A 16,494-nucleotide genomic window follows, 5' to 3' on the forward strand; every position below is an offset into this window, starting at 1 on the left:
GAAATCCTCTGTTCTACGCTCCGCACTTAGAAAACCTCCGGACTAGTAGTACGCTCGCTTTCTGATCCCGAGAGGAGGCCATCGGTGATGACTCAGCAGTTTGCAGACATTCAGAAGAAGGATCTGCAATCGTTCGCTTTTATGTTGGCGGATCTGATTAAGCGAGGGCAGTCGTTCGCGTTCTTTCTAGGCGCGGGCTGCTCGGTGAGCTCCGGGGTACTCCCGGCAAGCACCCTAACGCTTCAATGGATTCGAGAGCTCAAACGTCACAAGACAGGCACTTCGCTCGACGCCGAAAAATGGTATTCCGCGCTCCATCCAGACTTCGACGCCAAAGCGGCGGCCCGCTTCTACGGGCGCGTCATTCAGGAGAGATTTCCAAATCTGGCGTCCCGGCGAATGGAAGCTCAGCGCTTCGTTTCGAACAAGGATCCGGGTTTCGGGTATGTCACCCTTGCCGGCCTCATGTCCGACATAGTGTTCGGCCCGCGCACGAATGTCGCCATAACGACCAACTTCGACGACCTGCTCTACGATGCCCTTCACCTGTTCTACGGCGCGAGACCGCTCACGATTTCTCATGAGGACCTATTCAAGTTCGCCCTGCCCGAGCTAAAGCGTGCCATCATCCTAAAATTGCATGGCGACGCATTTCTGGAGCCTCGCCACACCGAGAGGGAAACGAGTGTCCTGCCGGCGGGAATGTCTTCCGCCGCCACAAGCCTTTTGATGAACCGGGGCCTGGTTTTCATGGGCTACAGCGGCGGCGACCAGAGCATTTCTTCCTTGCTCCAATCACTCCCGCCCGAAGCCCTCCCCTACGGCATCTTCTGGGTCAATACGGCCCCCCCCTCGGATGCAGGTCTTGCCGGATGGCTGAAGAAATGCGGGGCGGTATGGGTCCAGCATAAGGATTTCGATCTGACGATGCTGGCCGTGAGCCAGCACTTCGGCGCGCCCCGTCCCAGCGACAAGCGCTTCAGGCATCTCATGGAAGACTATGACGAGTCCCGAGAGCAACTCGAACGCAAAGCACAGATCAAACCCACTTCGAAACGTTTCAACATGGACGATTTCATCAGTCGTATCCGGGCAATGAAGAGCTCGGATCGTGCGGCAATCATAGGAGCACTGGACGATGCCGTGTCGCTGAACCCGAAAAATGCGACGTTATTGAGCTTCTGTGCCCAACAGAAGCGGCGCCTGAAGGACAACCAAGGCGCCCGATCCCTATACGAGGCGGCCTTGTCGGTCGATCCTGACCACGTGCAGTGCTTGTGCCATTATGCAAGCTTTGTTCTAGATACCAGTTCGAACACCAAGGAATTTGCCGACCCGCTGGCCTTTTCCAGATCGCTCTTGAGGCGCGCATGCGCAAGCGAGCCCTACAACGCCTTGGCCCTGGGGTCGTACGCGAGCTTTTCCTGGACGCGTGACAAGAATGCGAACGTTGCCGAAGACTATTTTCAACGAGCTCTGCAGGCGGACCCCAGCAATTCGGAGACATTGGCGAGTTACGCGAACTTCCTTTGGCGGAGCGAAGGAGCGGCTCGCTTTGAAGAGGCTCTCGAATACTACGAGCGGTCGTACGCCATGAACCCCGCCAGCTTCAGGACGTTGGCGAACTACTCGCAGTTGTTGTTTCTTACGGACGCCAAAGGTCGAGCACGCGACTATGCAATCACCGCCTTGAAGAGCGCACCCAGCGACGCAGTCAGGCTGGAAGCAGCGTTTTATCTCTTCTGCAACGACAAGAAGGAAAACCGCACGCCATATCTCAAATCCATGCGCGCGCTAATAGATGCCGGCGTAAGATCGCCCGACTGGGACCTCTCGCCAACGGTCAATCAGGCGGTTTCTCAAAGCCACGAAGATGCAATTCTGATCGGGGCGCTCGCGCAAGTAATATCCCATGGCGCGCCCGACAAAGGCTTGAGTGGTTTCATCGCCTGGGAAAAAGCCGGTCTAGAGTCGACTGGCGCGCCCGAGAAGATTTGAACTTCCGACCGTTCCCTTAACCAGGGACCGCTCTACCACCGAGCTACAGGCGCATGCACGCGAGCATATAAGCAACGTTCCCACCGTTCAAGAAGCGAAGGCCGTCGTTTGAAGATCAGCCTGTGCGGCGAAGAGGCGACATGGCTCGCGCGGCGCCGGGCCCTGGTCCGTCGCTCCGTTCGACGCGCGAGACGGTTGCTTCCAACACGCTTTGCGTGTGTACTGCGAACCTCGACCGTTTGGATTTCCTATCAATGGGGCACGCCGTGAAAAAGCGTTTTGATCGAGCCTATTTCCTTTGCTTCCTTTCGTCGCTCGTCGTCCTGGCCATCTCGCTCGCGGCTTCGGCGCGACCTGGACACGCTCAAGCGCTCCCTGCACCCCTCCTGCAGAAGGGAGCCTCGCCCGTCGATTGGTGGTTCGTCTTCAAATTCAATACGAAGCTCTTCCCTGGATGCCTCACGACCACGAAGCGCGCGTGCATATTCGGCGGAGACGTCCAGGACTATCCGAAAGGATTCGGTCTCCAGTCGATTTCGGCCAGTAGCGCAAATCCGACCCTGCACAACGATAACGGCTGTCTCGGCGAGTCGACGAACGATCCGATCGGCGCCACTTTCGATGAGATCTACAACGGCGACTACAGCTACGTCATTTGGAACGACCAATTCTACGACGATCCAGACCTGCCGGCTTGCAAGGGAAAGACTTCGTGCAACGCTCCGTGGGGCCATTCGAAAGGAGTGTTGGCGTGGAACGACCAAGGCGAGGGGCTGGTCATGCAGGTTTCGACGCCGAACTGGCCTGGTTCGGGCTCCTCCGACTTTCCGAGGAAGAACGGCAACACTCTCGGGTGCATCACCGATAACACCGGCAAGCCGCAGAACAACGTGTGGGTCAGCCAGCACTTCTTCGCTCTCCGCTTGAACAAGGCCGACGTCGCGACCGTGCTGCGCGCTCTACAAAGGGCAAGCGTCGTCACGCAAGCCGGCGCCCACCCGGGCAGTCGATCCCAAATCATCAGGAGCGGCGGTCCCGACGACATCCAAAAGCTGGTATCCGAGCTGGGAAAGCTGTCGCATGACGATGCATTGCTGACTGAAAAGCTGTCCACCGGCGTCCAAATCATCGCCAAGCCTCCGAACTTGCATGTGCCCCCGTGGCAAATGGTTTCCGCAACCCTCGGCGGCGCACCCTTGACCGTGGCGACTTGGTTGATTGGAAACGGCAAAATAGACGACTACAAAGGTGGGCGCCCGAAGTGTTGGGACTCGACGTTAGGAGCCTCCGGCGCAGTCACGAACGCCGATACCGGAACGTGGCTGAAGAAAATCTTTGGATTGACGGGAGGGCCGAGCCCCGACCGGAATCATGCGAAGATCGGAGTGTCCACGCCGGCCAAATACGCGATCTTCGGAGACTTGAATCAGGAGGGAGCGCTCACCGAACCTTGCGACGTTTCACAAAATACGCGGGGAGGCATGTTCTTCGTGGTCGAAAACAAGACTCTCTCGGCCTCTCTCGGCAGCATGATGAGCGTCGATGAAGCGCTCAAGCTGGCATTCGTGTCCGCCGCCCGCTTTTCCCCGGTCCAGTCGCTCGTCCAACCAACCTCGCAAATCGAGAGCAAACACAAAGATCTCAAACCCGTGGCCGCGCGGCACAAGAAGGTGCGAAGGCGACGACGGTAGAGCCGTCCGGGCGATCGGCGGCTGGTGCCGCCGCAATCCTTTCGAGCCATTTCGTAACCGAATCGGCGTGGACTGGCTCGCCCACACCTCAGTTGAGACGGGTGCGATCGGGTTTCGCGACTTCGCCCGTCGTGGCGAACGACTTACCCATCGCCTTGACGACGTCCTCCCTAATCGCCTGGTCGGCGAGAAGCCGAAGTGTCGCCGCCAACGCACGCGGCGAATGGGCAAGATCGTCCCGGCTATTCGCGAAGCCATGCCTGTAGCTCGCCGATCGGTTGTCGGAAGGCGCGGGATTGTGTGGTTTGCGTCCGTCGAGATAGCCCCTCGAGCATCTCGTCCAAAAAGAACTTCTCGAGCGCCGTGCTGTCGTGCGACGTCATTTCAGCATTTCCTCGATCTTAAGGACGTCCTCAGGCTCCTTCAAAACCAGAACACGGATCCCGTCGTCGCGGTCAGCAGCGTCGGGCTGGTTCCAGGGCAGGTAGGGATCGCAGATGGGATCGATGATCCGTTCGAGTTCGACCGAATAGTCCTGGATGAGGTCCCAGCCGCTCTCGTCGAAGATGAGGCGCAACCAACGGCGCTCCTTGCCCTTGTGCAAGTGCATCTCTGCGATCTCGATCTGCCACAGGTACTCCAGGATCCCGTTCCGATCGTCGGAACGCACGAACTCGGGTTCGATGTCCTGAATGTCGCAGGTGGTGGCGTAACCATCCGCCAACAATGCATCCACGAGCTTGGTCGCGATCTCGCGATCGATGCGACGTACCTCGCGCCGCTCAGCCGCCGCGCTTCAGTCTGTTGTCAAAGGCTTCATCGCTTTCGACCCGGCCGCTCCAGAAGCGGCGGGAGAAGCGCCGAAACTGGGCGGCTATCATATCCATGCCAAGCACCCTGTCCGCGTCCGGCTGCTGCGTCTTCAGCACGGTCGCGTGCAGCGTCCAGTAGGGAAGCGCGAGAGGCTGCGACTTGTTGGAATGCGCCTGCCACGCATAGTGGACGAAGGAGCCGAAGTCTTCTTCGGCGAGGCGCGTCTTCCAGGCGTCCTCGTATCCGAAGGCGATCTTCATGGCTTCCACCGCGGTCAGCCCGCGGGCGATCACGAGGTCGTCGCGCTCGATGTCGTCGACGGGGATATAGGCGGTGTAGTTATCGGTCATATGGTCACCTTCGGCGTTTCGTTGCGGGCGAGGTCGGCCTTCTTCCATGCGATAAGCTGAGCGTCCTTACGGTCAAACCACTCCCAATCGACAGCGTCCTCGAAGGCCTGCTCGGCGTCGAGGTGCATGCATCGATCGATGACCGCGGCGTCTATGACCGAGCCGTCGACCAGCAGCGATGCCGGCAGGAAGGACAGCTTCATCTCGTCCCAGAGAAAGGGCGAGTTTTCGAGCCACGCTTCGACGTCGGCGGCAAACTTACGCGACGAACCGCCGTACCCGTAAGGCTTGAGCGCCTTCAGCTTCCGATGCCCGTCGGACGCGCTCAGGTCATGAAGGCGTGCAACGGTCCGGTTGGGCATCGTAGCGAGGATGCGTTCGCCGCCCTCCCACGATCGATAGTCGAGCAGCTTTTCGAACCGCAGCTCAAGGTCGAACCCGATGGCTTGGGAAGCGAGATTGCCGAATCTGGAGCAGTAATTCGACGCCAACATCCGCCGCTGTTTCGCCAGATCCGTGACCTCGAGCAGCAGTTTCCGGAACTCCTCCGTCGTGGGCCAACCGGGATCCCCTTCGCCCGCACTCGCGAAAGTCTCAGCCGCGATGCGGTTCTCCTGCCGCATCAGGTCATCCAATTCCGGATAGTGGCTCTCGTCGAAATAAATCGGCAGCAGTACCTCGACACGGACTTCGTCGGGCTTGCCATCGAATGACCCTGCGAACGGATCTACGGCCATGCTCGTACTTTCATCGTTCATGTCGTGCTCCACCTCAAAACCCCTTTCCAATCATGCGCTGCCGCTTGTCCTGGCGGCGCGCCCGAGCCATCTCCTTGAACTTCTCCCAATCAATCGAGCCGGAATAAGACAGCGCAGCCTCGTGATCACAGATGTTGGCGAACGCGATGTTCTCGATGTCGGGATTCAACCAGCGCCTCCAGTATCGAGCCGTGCAGATGGCGATCCTGCTTCCGTCCCCCGGCAGCACGGAGCGGCTGCGGCAGAGCGGGCGATTCGCGGTATCGCTCGAAGGCGAGCGGCAGCAGCGCCAGAAGCTTCGGGAGCCGCTCCGCTTCGACCGCTCGAATGGCCGAAATTTCGATCTCGAAGAGCGCGATCCACGGGTTTACTTTGGGCTCCCGCGCGAACGGCTTGACGGCGGGTCGAGCGACGTACTGTCTCGCCACGACGTCGTCATGGATCTTTTCGAAGGTCGAACGCGGCACCGTGACGAGGATCCGATCGATTTCGGCCCCGTCGACGTTTTCGCGATGCAGCCCTGCGAACGTCAGGCGATGAGGAAAGCCCAACCAGAGCGCCAGCCGAATGGAAAATATCCGGGTGAACGAGCGGGCGATGGTCGCGCGCGGCATCTCTGGATCGCCGGCTGTCTTCAGTAGGCCTGCACATTCCTCCTCATCGAGACAGATTTCGCCTCCCCGCGTCGCCTGATCGGCGAACCCCTTCGCGGTCGCCTCGTGCGGTCCCGACAACAAGTTCCAAGGGGCGGCCGAGAAGCCCGGAAAGCCGGGCAGATAGGCCTCGAACGATCGATCCTCGATCACGTCATGCATTTCCGTTCTCCACCGAGAGTAATGGCGGGGGTGCGCCCGGTACGACCATCACGATTTTCGCCGCGCCGCGCGCCTCCGCGGCCGCTTCGGCCCCTTCCGCCGCGGCTTGCGGCGGCGGTGGAGCATCGCTTCGAACTTCTTCCAATTGACCGAGTCCTCGTACGGCCCGCTGGGATCGATATGCGAAGCGATCTCATCGTCGATGCCGCGATCGGTGAAGACGTCCAGCAGGACGCAGAGTTCGTTCTTGTCCCAGCTCGCGAGCGGCTTGCCGATCCAGTCGTCGATGACGTTGCTGTAGTACGGAAGAAAACCGTCGTAGGGAGTGAACCAGGCACGGATCGCCTTGATCAGCCGCTTGTGGCGCTCGTTCCTGCTGATCTCGAACAGCGCCTTCGCGGTGTCGAACGGCATCGTCGCGCAGATGCGATCCGTCGTGAAGTTGTACTCGCTCGGGCTATGGAGCTTTTCGAACTCCAGGCCGAGCGGAAATCCCAGGCTTCTCGCCATCTTTTTTTCGTAAAGCTCGCACCACGACCGCGCGAGCGCGGTGCAATGCTTCGAGACGTCCCCGAACTCGGAAAGCATGTCGCGGAGCTCCATGACGTCCGGCCCGTCCTCGCCTTCCAGATCGGCCGCGTACATGTCGGCGTAGATCTCCTCGGTCGAGATCAGCATGTCTTCCCACTGCGTGCAGTAGAACCCTCCGAAACAGGGCAGGAAGGTCTCGCGCCGGATTGCCTCCGTCGAACCGATAGTCTCGGCCTTGGCGACCTTCTTGATCGCCTTGTTGCTCTTGGTGTTCGTCTTGGACAATCGCGTATCCCCCTAGCCGTCGCGACGCCGGCGCGCGTACGCGTCGTCGGTTTCGATGTGGCCGTTCCAGAACATCTCGGTGTCGCGCAGCAATGCCTGCTCGAACGCTTCGATGGCGCGTGCCACGTCGATGCCCGGATCGTCCGTGCGCGGCACCGTCACGGAAAAGACCTTCTGGAACGTCCCGTCGACCGATCGGCGACCGATATCGAAAAGACGCAGCGAGCCCGAGACGCTGTCGACGATAGCCGCCCGCGATCCGCCGTGTTCGAGCGCCGTCAAGAGCGCGCGGCAGAGAGTCACGCCTTGGGCGACGACTTCGCCGCCAGGCTCGAGCGACATCGTGTAGTCTTTTCCTTCGCGACGCGGCTTCGCACCCCGGCGGGCCGTTCGTTCTTTTGACTATCCGTTCCGAGAGGCATTCAGTTCGCCTCCCCCAGGTACTGCTCGTCGGAGACGACGCGCCCGTTCCAGTACAGGCGGGTGTCGGTCAGAAAGCTCCGCTCGAACAAATCGAATGCCTCGCCGAAATCGGCCTTCCAGTCGTCCGTGCGGGCCACACGTGCGGCGACGATGCGCTCGAACTCGCCGTCCGGCCGGCAACGGACGATTTCGGCGACACGATCGCTTTCGAGCGTCCAGGGAACGATGGTGGTTCGGGATCCGTCGTGCTCCAGCGCGAGCGTGAAGGCGCGAAGGATATTGACGCCGCGCGCGACGATTTCCTCGTGGTTGCCGCGGTCGAGCAGCAGCGTATTGGTCTTCTTCATCGCTCTCCTCCTCTAGCCGTACGAGCGCCGACGTGCGTACTCGGCGTCGGTCTCCACGCGCCCGCGCCAGAACACGCCCGTGTTGTCGAGCAGCTTCCGCTCGAAGATGCGCATCGCGCGCTCCTCGTCGAGCTCGGAGAAGGGTGGCGACGGCACGAAGACGAAGCGCAGGCATTCGAAGCCGCCGTCACCGAGCAGCCGCCGTCCGATCGAGAAACAACGGCCTCGTCCGACGTTCTGCCCGATCACCATCGCCTTGCCGGCGCAGTCGTGCTCGATCGCGATCGTCAGCGCTTGGCTCAGCGCGACGCCACGGGCGACAACCTCTTCTTCGCCGGCATCGTTGGCGACGGTCATCGTGTACGTAGACTTGGTGTAGTTGGACTTGGTGCAGGTGGACTTGGCGCCTGCAAAATCGGCGTAGATGACATCGGACATGGTGTTGCTCCTCAAACCGCGTAGCGCGGCAATTTCTCGATCTCGCGCAGCGCCACCAGCGGCCAAGTATCGCCGTAGCTGTCGGCGACCTTCGTCCCGACGTGCCCCTGGATGATGTTGCGGACGTCCTCCGGCATCCCGACGAAGCGGGATACCGTCGAAAAGCGATGGCGCCAGCCGTGGTTGGGCGCGACGCGCTCGTCGATCCCGAGCGAGCGGACCCACTCGGCTAGGCGCTCGCCGACCTTCTTGTGATGCGGATTGGAATCCTTGCCGCCGCGGCTTCGCGCCGGGTCGTAGAACAGCGGCCGAACGCCGCGCGACTTGACGTAGTCGAGGAAGCCCTGCTCGAGGATGTGGCTGTGCAGCGGCACCTCGCGGAATTCGCGCGTCTTGTTGTTCTCGGCGCGGATCCGCATCATGACGATGCCGTCGCGCACGACGATGTCGCGGCCGGTCTGCGACGTGATCTCGTTGACCCGGGCGCCCGAATACGCGCATAACCAGGGTACCCAGCGACGCGCCGCCGCCATCTCGACGCTGATCTTGTCGGAGAACTTGAGCTTGCTGGCCGACAGGATGGTCTCGGCCTCGTTGCCGTCGAAACCCTTGTCGCGCTGCTGGGGGGCCTTGCGGACCCGGACCTTGACGCCGGCGGCGGGATTTTCGACGAGATCTCCCTGATCGACGCCGTACTGGAGGATCGCGCGCGTGCCCGCCATGTAGACGTCGCGGACCGTCACCGTCTTCATTCCCGCGTCGATCAGCGAATCCTTCCAGGCGGCGATGTCCGCGCGCGAAATCGCAGTCGTGGCCGAGGAAGCCGATCAGACGATCGACCACCGGGGTCCACCGCTTTACCGTCGAAGGCGCGAGCTCGGCCTCCTTTCCGTAGGACTCGAAAGTCCGCCGCAGCGGCACCGGACCCAGCGCCGGGACGCCGGCCTTCGCATCGCCATCCCGGCTGGCGGCGTCCGTGGACCGAGCCGACGGCACGACGCCCGATGACGTCGTCGTATACGTCGTCACATGCGGCGCCTCGAGCGCGAGCAAGGAGTCCGACGTGCTCGCCGGCCGGAGGTCGGGCAACACGCGGACGGCGACCGGACGGTCGAGGGCCACGCCCTTGAGGTGAGCCCACTCGCGCTCGAGCCATGCCGTCGCTTCGAGATTGAGAATGCGGGCCGAAACAGGGTCGCGCGTCTGCAGCGAGAACTTGATCTCGCTCTTGCCGACGATCGGCTTCAGCCGCTCCGGCACGCGCTTGCGGAACTGATAGATTCCGCTGTCCCGATCCCGCTTGGGCGTTGAGGGTGCGTTAACCATGTTCTTGCCGATCGACCTTTGTGTACCGAGGTTGTGTACCGATGGTCGTCCGGAAGAGACGCAAAAAACCCTTTTAGATCAAAAGGGTCGCTGTTCTACGGGGGTTTTCAAAGCTGCTGGCGGAGAGGGAGGGACTCTCCGGTCATTAAAAGCCCGTCCGCCATTTTCTCGGCAAAACAACGCGAGTCGGCGGGTTACGGATACATCGATGACTACAATGTGGACTACCGTAACCGAAAAAACTACCCGATTCGGCACTGGTTAGCCGTCGAGATGCCGAAAGGGTTACCGGGGCTCTGCCGCGCCAGCTGCCAGCAGCTAAGGCTTTAAGGTCCAGCTGTTCCCGCCCCCCGCTAGTCCGATTGCCAACAGCCGACCGTTGCGGGCAGATATTCACTTAACCGGTGGATGTACCTTAGTTTTCGCGTTATATTTTCGTGGGGACTGGGGATTTTCGAGTGTCGGGCTACGGATGGACCTATCTATCGCGCGATGCGCTGCGGCGGGCTGAGCGCCAACTCTCGGGCGACGGTGATGGCGTCCGAGATGAAATCGGCTTTCTGACCATTCACCAGCGCTATGCCGATTATTTCTTCCCCGGCACATCCGTGCTGCATACCCGCCTGCGCTACGCTTTGTTCGTGCCATGGATCTACCAGGCGCTTTACGAACTAGGGCCGGTGGCCCGCGTTGCCGACACTCTCCAAAAGGCGGAAATCAAGCTCGCCGGCCGCCTCAAATGCAGCAAGGAACGCGGGGTCATCGGCGGCCATAACCACCCGAAACCCACCAGTCAGCCGCCATCCGTGAGCTATTGGGCGGCGCTCGGAGCCTGGGGCATTCTAAAACAAGAGGATGGCCGCCTTCCCTCGCGTGCTCGCGTCCATAGCCTTCTGCAATCCCGGAACCGAACGGCGAACGACGACGACGGCCAGGCACTGTTCGTTAGCGATCTTCCGTTCGCTGCCCTGCCGCCACGCCCGAAAGACTGGTCGGCCGACGATCCCATGAAGTTTGATTTGCTGCCGCGCGAGGGAGAATTCCTCTACACCCAATTTTCTGACTTGCGCCCAATCCGCTCACCCACACAATTGAGCCTTCTGGCGAAGCTGACGGTTAGCGGAGCCGTCGAGGCCGACCATTGCTGGGCTCCGGGGATTGTCGAGCTTGCGAAGGAAGACGGCCCCAAGCTGCGCCGGGCGGGACAAGCTGCGTCCTTGGCTGCTGTCGGACGTGCGGTCTATGCGGCGCTGGTGGAAACATTGCAGGAGGAAGAGGACCACCTTCCCAACTCCGGTATCCACCGCGCCAATCTTCCCCGCATTATCGAAGAACACGGCGTCGCCGCCAGCCGCGCGAAAGTCACTGAACTGATGGCGGATACCGGTACACTTCCGGCCGCGGTAACCGACGTTCTGGAGAAGACGATTGCCTGGCTCGGTACCGGCGCAAACAACCTCATGGCCCTGCGCGATGTGTATGAATATGCGGAGTGCAATCGGAAGCACCAGCGGGCACGATTGTCGCGCGTCTCCGGCGCGAGCCGTCGCCTTGAATGGAAGAATGAAGAACATGCCCTCGCAAGCCCCCTACACTACCGTTGGGGCCAGGTCTCGGATTTGCTTGGCGATCTCTGGGCGGCGATATGACCGACGCCACGCCGTGGCCAAGCCAGGCCTATCTTGAAATCCTGCGCCCGGAACCCGGCTACACGCTGAATGGCGCGATCCTTACCAGTTATTCGGCTGATCTTGCCTCGATCGTCGCCGCACTTCTTGCCTTGGCAGGCTTCCATCGGGACGACGGCGGCGGCCGAAAGACCGATCTTGCCGAAGCCGTCGAACAGCTTCACGGCAAGGTCAAAATCCTCATTCAGCGGGGCGGTCTTGCGCGACCAAAGCGCATACCGACCATGGCGGGCATTCTCGATCAATTCATCCGCCAGATCGATTTCGATGAGCGCAAGCAAAGCTGGCATCCGAAGATCGCTTTGCTCCAATTCACGAACGGCGAGGGTCAATCGGATTGGCGCTTGTGGCTCGGAAGCCGGAACCTCACCGCCTCTACCAATCACGAATTCGGGTTGTCTCTCACGAGCACGAACGATCTGAACGCCAAGGACGCAGCACCCCTTCCGGGTGCGGCAGAACTCGCCGCACGATTGGCGAGCGAAGCAGCTCTCGATGTCTTTCGTCCCATAAAGTTGAAAAGCGTCTTCAAAGACCTCCGGTGGACACAGCCGGATTCCATAACCATTGAGCGCATCGTGCTGACAGGCGGAAAAGGTACCGATACGGGACCTCAACCGGATGGCGACGTTGACGAGGTGATCGCCGTCAGCCCGTTCCTTGACGGAACGGTCGTCAAAGCGATCGGTGCCTGGGGTGGTCCAAAAACAAAACGCAGGCTTCTGTCCACCCAGATGGAATTGGTCAAGCTTGCGAAACAGACCGCCGAGCCGCTCTCCGGATTCAATGACAATCTCTTTGTGCTGGATACGCCGACGCCAGAAGCCGTCGAGCCTACAGCATCGATCTCACCTGATCAGGCATCGGATGAAGAAGGCGAGGATGAGCAGATGCTTGTCGGCCTTCACGCCAAGATCTTCGCCGCCCGAAAAGGAAAAAAGCTTCGGCTCTGGGTTGGCAGCGCCAACGCCACGCAACGCGCGTGGCAGGGCAAGAATGTGGAAGTCATGGCCGAGATAGCGGCCACCCTCCGCGTGCAGGAAGGCCTCGCGGTACTCTTGAACAAAGCGCGACCGCTGTCCCTTTCTCAACTCAAAGCGATTCCCGTTCCCGAAGAAGGCACCGCGACGGACCGGCTCGATGAAGCCCGAAAAGCCGTGGTTGCCGACTGGAAAGGAAGACTGACCCGCGAGGGCAACGTGTTCACTGTTGAATGCGAGACGCCACCTCAACCTTCCGATCCGAGCGTCAGGCTGGAAGTTGGACTTGCAACGGGATCGTTGATCGATTGGCCCCGCGGCAGTTCGGCTCTTCCGCTCGGCGAATACCCACCCGCGCTTCATACCCAGCTTTTGCAGTTTCGGCTTTCAATCGATGGCCTCCAATGCACGTGGCTGCAATGCGTCGATGTCACGCCCGCGCTCGATGATGATCGCGACCGGCAGGCCATCGCGCACCACCTCGGGACCGCGGATTTTCTTACCTGGATCGCGGCGCTCATGACCGGTGACAATCATGGCGGCTCGGATGACTCCTGGGACAAGGCACTCATTCGCGGCAACGGCAGTCCCAACGGGATGCCTATCACCAACCTGTTGACACTTGATGCCATGCTCGGCTGCTGGGCCCGGGATCACGTCCAGTTCAAGCGTATCGCCGACCGTATGGAGAGCTACCTCGAACCGGTCATCGCCCAAGCAACGGCTTTATCCGAAGAAGAGCGCAAACGCCTTGATGACTTTCAGACGGTTTGGAAAACCGTGAGTGTTGAACTTCTGAAAGATCACTGATGCCTCAGCCAAAACCCTTTCAGAGCGCCGCGATCGCGGCAGCGTGTTCGAGCTTCCAAACGGCGAACGGATCGAAGCGTTTTCTGGTTGCTGACGAAGTCGGCCTTGGCAAAACAGTCGTTGCCCAGCAGATCGTCGAGCGGCTCGCGGGCCCAAACCGGCGAACGCCTTTCATCGTTTACTACATCACGAATGGGCAACGTGTTGCGCACCAGAACCGCGAACGGCTCGTCGACTTTGCCGACCCCGCTATGCAGAAGGCCGCGATTTCGAAGGCCGATCGCTTGAACGTAATCCCGTTGTCCCCTGTTCCGAAAACGCCAGTCGCGGTCTATTCGCTCACGCCCGGGACATCGTTTCCGGGAAAGACGACGCGGCTGCATGCCGGGAAAAAGGAGGAGCGGGCTTTCCTGACCGCACTCCTTGGCCGCGCCTACCCTCGCCTCGTCCGGCGCTTCCCTGAGAATACGATGCGCCGCACGGTAACGAGCGATTGGGAGGGTCTTGTCAACAGATACCGCCCGGCCGTTAGGGCTCTTCCGCGCTCCTTTGTCCGGGCTTTCAAGGCAGCCTTGGTTGAGCAATTTGGTGCGCCGATCAAAGTGAAACTCCCGGAGAGAGCCAAGTGCGAGAAGCCCGGCCGCTTTGTCGGCTATCTGCGGCGCGCCCTGGCCCACACGGTGCTCATCGATCGGCCGCCTGACCTCGTCATCCTCGATGAATTCCAGCGGTACCGAGACCTTCTCTCCAAAGAAAACCGAAATGACCCGCTCATACGCGCGCTTTTTGAGCCGAGCGCCAATCGTGCGCCCGCCGTCTTGTTGTTGTCGGCAACGCCATACAAGCTGTATGCAACGCGGCTTGAAGAGAACCGGGGCGCGGAAGCCAACCGCGAGCTCTTCGATCTTCTGGAATTCCTTGGCGGCAAGCGCGGCCTCCGACTAAAGACAGACGCGCAGGCCGCATTCGCAACATTCGGCACGACCCTTCTCTCGATCGCCAAGAATTTTGGAAACGGCGAGGAAACGGAGCCGCTTGTTGCCGAGGCCAAGCGGGCACGCGCGGACCTCCAGGCCATGCTGGCCCCCTACATATCCCGCATGGAACGGGAGGCCTCCTCCGATGAATCGGCCCGCACCTTCAAGCTCAGCGCCTCCCTTGAGCCGGGCGACGTTCGCGCGTTTCGTCACCTCGCGTCCTCATTTGAAAAGCACGCGTGGTTTGCCCTGCCCTTCTGGCTGTCGGTGCCGCTGCCGGCGCAGACCCTCGGGCCGCGCTACATGGCCTGGCGCGAAGCGAATATTCGCCGCGATGCTTCTCTGGTCAAATTGACCGAAAACGCACGAAATGAATACGCCCTGCCGCGGAGCTGGCCCAGCCCAAAATTGCGCGCGCTGGAAAGCATTACCTCCGCCGAAAGCCTTGCATTGCCTTGGGTTGCGCCCTCTATCCCCTGGTGGCCGCTCCGCAACGCGTGGGCCAACGCCGAGCATGAATCTAAGCTTCTCCTCTTCAGTCGCTTCAAATCGACACCGCAAAGTATCGCGGCCCTGACCAGTTTGCGTGTGGAAGCGCGCTATCTTTCGCGCGGGCGATACCCAAAGGCGTGGAAGCCGCGAAGGCTGCAGGCGGCACCCAACCGCCACCCGATCGTGGCATTGTTCCATCCTTCGCCGTTCCTGATCAACGCGACCGACCCGCTCGTATCCTTAAAGCTCGATCCCGCGTCAGTACGAGACACCGTCCGTAAGCAACTGGCCAAAGCCCTCAAGACCCTGAAGGTCGAAGTCGTAAGAGGTCCCGGTAAGAAAAGCGCCCGGCACAAGCCTCTTTGGGCTCTCCTGTCCGCGCTGGAGCGAACGGCTGGATACGCGGGCCTTACGAAAGCGGCATGGACAGCCGCCGCCGTAAGGGATGCCCGCCTGTCCAGGCTCGTGGACGATTGGCATCAGGATCGGCGCCTGGAGTGGATTAGCCGAAGAGAATTCGACGACCTTGTAAACGCTGCGATATCATCACCGGGCGTCGTTGTTGGCCGCGCGTTGCGGCGTCATTTTCCAGACGCCCTTGCGCCTCAGTCTTATGCCGAGACGGTGGCTCTGGCCTGGCACGGCTTACGTTCCTACCTTGATAAGCCTGTCTTCTGGGCCCGGTTGCCAAAGGGCAAACCCGTGCGCGTCCTGCAGCAGGCGTGCCTGGATGGAAATCTCGAAGCGGTTCTGGATGAGCATTTCTGGATGCGCCGCCCGAGCCTTCCGACACGTGAGCGCGGCCTTGCCAATGATCTTCGCGAAGCCCTTGGCGTTACCGCGGGCGGCTTCCATCTTCACAGTGTGAATAAGGAACGGCTACCGAGGATTCACGTTCGGTGTCACGCGGCGGTCCCGTTTGGCTCGACTGATGAAGAAGACCGCGCCACGGTGAGCACGACGGATGATCCGCCGCCGCGTTCCGATGAAATTCGGAAGGCATTCAATTCTCCGTTCTGGCCGCATGTATTGGCGACCACGTCGGTGGGACAGGAGGGGCTCGATTTTCACACATGGTGCAGCCGGATATTGCACTGGGATCTTTGCCCAAGCCCCATCGAGCTTGAACAACGCGAAGGACGTATACAGCGCTTTGCGGGACTCGCCGTGCGTCGGCGTCTCCAGCACCTGGGCGGCGGCGATCTTCCTGCCCAAGCGAGGCCGGCCATGCACAGCTCACTTTGGCGGTGCGTCGAGGAAATCGCGAATGAGAAGTACCTCAACCCTTCCGGCCTCTCTCCGTGGTGGGTGTTGGACGGGGCTGCTGTGAACCGCTTCGTCTTCGATCTTCCGCAAAGCCGCGATCTGGAGAAGTTCGCGTTGCTCCGAGAACAGCGACTGATTTACCGGCTTGCCCTTGGGCAGCCGAACCAGGAAGACCTTGTGGACTTTCTCTCAAAGCACGGTTCCGAGCTCACCGAAATTTTGCGCCCGCTGGCTCTCGACTTATCGTCGTTCGCACGGACGCAAGCTGAGAGCGCTGACGATCGGCCTGTTTTAACGGCCAAACAGCCGGACGGACCTGCCACACAACCAACTGGGGACGCGCTCCAGCTTCCCATTTCTCTCGCAAAATCGGCCTGAACGATCAGGCGCAAAGTCATCGACCAGAGCTACCTGTCACTCGGCGTGGGGTCCGAGCGCCGATCGGCATTCTAAGTAGTCGTCCGTGAAGAATGCAGATCGGCCTGAGAGATAGGCAGAAGTTGTCT

General features: G+C 60.7%; 16 protein-coding genes, 1 tRNA gene and 1 pseudogene. 5 read left to right on the forward strand and 13 right to left on the reverse strand.

What is annotated here, in order from left to right:
• Positions 1-87 precede the first annotated feature (87 nt).
• The gene (locus ACVIGB_RS25755) at positions 88-1,998 is read left to right on the forward strand and encodes an SIR2 family protein (protein ID WP_456720537.1); all 1,911 of its coding nucleotides are present in this window, start codon (positions 88-90) and stop codon (positions 1,996-1,998) included.
• On the opposite strand, the gene ACVIGB_RS25760 is transcribed toward ACVIGB_RS25755, so the two are convergent.
• Positions 1,977-2,051, reverse strand: a tRNA-Asn gene (locus ACVIGB_RS25760). The two genes, ACVIGB_RS25755 and ACVIGB_RS25760, sit on opposite strands and share 22 nt — an antisense overlap.
• A 213-nt stretch (positions 2,052-2,264) precedes the next feature.
• Here ACVIGB_RS25760 and ACVIGB_RS25765 point away from each other — a divergent pair.
• The gene (locus ACVIGB_RS25765; protein ID WP_456720536.1) at positions 2,265-3,689 is read left to right on the forward strand and encodes a deoxyribonuclease II family protein; all 1,425 of its coding nucleotides are present in this window, start codon (positions 2,265-2,267) and stop codon (positions 3,687-3,689) included.
• 242 nt (positions 3,690-3,931) lie between these two features.
• On the opposite strand, the gene ACVIGB_RS25770 is transcribed toward ACVIGB_RS25765, so the two are convergent.
• From ACVIGB_RS25770 to ACVIGB_RS25825, 12 genes and pseudogenes are all read right to left on the reverse strand, one after another.
• Positions 3,932-4,072: a hypothetical protein gene (locus tag ACVIGB_RS25770; protein ID WP_456720535.1), complete on the reverse strand. Its 141-nt coding sequence runs from the start codon at positions 4,070-4,072 to the stop codon at positions 3,932-3,934.
• On the reverse strand, positions 4,069-4,425 hold the full coding sequence (locus ACVIGB_RS25775; protein ID WP_456749229.1) for a hypothetical protein: 357 nt from the start codon (positions 4,423-4,425) through the stop codon (positions 4,069-4,071). Before ACVIGB_RS25775 ends, ACVIGB_RS25770 begins: the two co-directional genes overlap by 4 nt.
• Positions 4,426-4,471: 46 nt before the next feature.
• A complete protein-coding gene (locus tag ACVIGB_RS25780; protein WP_456749230.1) occupies positions 4,472-4,852 on the reverse strand; it encodes a hypothetical protein in 381 nt (126 codons plus the stop codon).
• On the reverse strand, positions 4,849-5,610 hold the full coding sequence (locus ACVIGB_RS25785; protein WP_456720533.1) for a hypothetical protein: 762 nt from the start codon (positions 5,608-5,610) through the stop codon (positions 4,849-4,851). Before ACVIGB_RS25785 ends, ACVIGB_RS25780 begins: the two co-directional genes overlap by 4 nt.
• A gap of 13 nt (positions 5,611-5,623) precedes the next feature.
• Positions 5,624-5,779 (reverse strand): hypothetical protein, encoded by a 156-nt coding sequence (locus tag ACVIGB_RS25790; RefSeq protein ID WP_456720532.1) that lies wholly within the window; start codon positions 5,777-5,779, stop codon positions 5,624-5,626.
• Positions 5,736-6,224, reverse strand: a complete 489-nt coding sequence (locus ACVIGB_RS25795) for a hypothetical protein (protein WP_456720531.1) — start codon at positions 6,222-6,224, stop codon at positions 5,736-5,738. The genes ACVIGB_RS25790 and ACVIGB_RS25795 overlap by 44 nt, the downstream gene beginning before the upstream one ends.
• Positions 6,225-6,473: 249 nt before the next feature.
• On the reverse strand, positions 6,474-7,241 hold the full coding sequence (locus ACVIGB_RS25800) for a hypothetical protein (protein ID WP_456720530.1): 768 nt from the start codon (positions 7,239-7,241) through the stop codon (positions 6,474-6,476).
• A 12-nt stretch (positions 7,242-7,253) separates the two neighbouring features.
• Complete coding sequence (locus ACVIGB_RS25805) at positions 7,254-7,583, reverse strand: hypothetical protein (RefSeq protein ID WP_456720529.1); 330 nt, start codon at positions 7,581-7,583, stop codon at positions 7,254-7,256.
• Between the two features lie 80 nt (positions 7,584-7,663).
• A complete protein-coding gene (locus ACVIGB_RS25810) occupies positions 7,664-8,011 on the reverse strand; it encodes a hypothetical protein (RefSeq protein ID WP_456720528.1) in 348 nt (115 codons plus the stop codon).
• 12 nt (positions 8,012-8,023) lie between these two features.
• Positions 8,024-8,449 (reverse strand): hypothetical protein, encoded by a 426-nt coding sequence (locus ACVIGB_RS25815; RefSeq protein ID WP_456725317.1) that lies wholly within the window; start codon positions 8,447-8,449, stop codon positions 8,024-8,026.
• A gap of 11 nt (positions 8,450-8,460) precedes the next feature.
• The gene (locus ACVIGB_RS25820) at positions 8,461-9,201 is read right to left on the reverse strand and encodes a hypothetical protein (RefSeq protein WP_456725316.1); all 741 of its coding nucleotides are present in this window, start codon (positions 9,199-9,201) and stop codon (positions 8,461-8,463) included.
• A 385-nt stretch (positions 9,202-9,586) separates the two neighbouring features.
• A pseudogene (locus ACVIGB_RS25825) lies at positions 9,587-9,775 on the reverse strand (DUF6538 domain-containing protein); the annotation flags it as partial.
• Between the two features lie 458 nt (positions 9,776-10,233).
• Between ACVIGB_RS25825 and ACVIGB_RS25830 the strand changes: the two are divergent.
• From ACVIGB_RS25830 to ACVIGB_RS25840, 3 genes are read left to right on the forward strand one after another with little or no spacing between them, the layout of a single operon-like run.
• Positions 10,234-11,424 carry a DUF6361 family protein gene (locus ACVIGB_RS25830; protein WP_456720527.1) on the forward strand — a complete coding sequence of 397 codons (1,191 nt, stop codon included), beginning with the start codon at positions 10,234-10,236 and terminating at the stop codon, positions 11,422-11,424.
• Positions 11,421-13,253 (forward strand): hypothetical protein, encoded by a 1,833-nt coding sequence (locus tag ACVIGB_RS25835; protein WP_456720526.1) that lies wholly within the window; start codon positions 11,421-11,423, stop codon positions 13,251-13,253. Before ACVIGB_RS25830 ends, ACVIGB_RS25835 begins: the two co-directional genes overlap by 4 nt.
• Entirely contained in the window at positions 13,253-16,366 is a 3,114-nt protein-coding gene (locus ACVIGB_RS25840) for a helicase (protein WP_456720525.1), read from the forward strand. Before ACVIGB_RS25835 ends, ACVIGB_RS25840 begins: the two co-directional genes overlap by 1 nt.
• The last annotated feature ends 128 nt before the right edge of the window (positions 16,367-16,494 follow it).

This window comes from Bradyrhizobium sp. USDA 4341 (assembly GCF_054063755.1).

What these genes read in the sequence shown, in the direction of transcription:
- ACVIGB_RS25810 (WP_456720528.1), bottom strand. Translation starts at nt 8,011, where the DNA reads ATGAAGAAGACCAATACGCTGCTGCTCGACCGCGGCAACCACGAGGAA.
- ACVIGB_RS25835 (WP_456720526.1), top strand. Translation starts at nt 11,421, where the DNA reads ATGACCGACGCCACGCCGTGGCCAAGCCAGGCCTATCTTGAAATCCTG.
- ACVIGB_RS25785 (WP_456720533.1), bottom strand. Translation starts at nt 5,610, where the DNA reads ATGAACGATGAAAGTACGAGCATGGCCGTAGATCCGTTCGCAGGGTCA.
- ACVIGB_RS25805 (WP_456720529.1), bottom strand. Translation starts at nt 7,583, where the DNA reads ATGTCGCTCGAGCCTGGCGGCGAAGTCGTCGCCCAAGGCGTGACTCTC.
- ACVIGB_RS25795 (WP_456720531.1), bottom strand. Translation starts at nt 6,224, where the DNA reads ATGCCGCGCGCGACCATCGCCCGCTCGTTCACCCGGATATTTTCCATT.
- ACVIGB_RS25780 (WP_456749230.1), bottom strand. Translation starts at nt 4,852, where the DNA reads ATGACCGATAACTACACCGCCTATATCCCCGTCGACGACATCGAGCGC.
- ACVIGB_RS25815 (WP_456725317.1), bottom strand. Translation starts at nt 8,449, where the DNA reads ATGTCCGATGTCATCTACGCCGATTTTGCAGGCGCCAAGTCCACCTGC.
- ACVIGB_RS25770 (WP_456720535.1), bottom strand. Translation starts at nt 4,072, where the DNA reads ATGACGTCGCACGACAGCACGGCGCTCGAGAAGTTCTTTTTGGACGAG.
- ACVIGB_RS25820 (WP_456725316.1), bottom strand. Translation starts at nt 9,201, where the DNA reads ATGAAGACGGTGACGGTCCGCGACGTCTACATGGCGGGCACGCGCGCG.
- ACVIGB_RS25755 (WP_456720537.1), top strand. Translation starts at nt 88, where the DNA reads ATGACTCAGCAGTTTGCAGACATTCAGAAGAAGGATCTGCAATCGTTC.
- ACVIGB_RS25840 (WP_456720525.1), top strand. Translation starts at nt 13,253, where the DNA reads ATGCCTCAGCCAAAACCCTTTCAGAGCGCCGCGATCGCGGCAGCGTGT.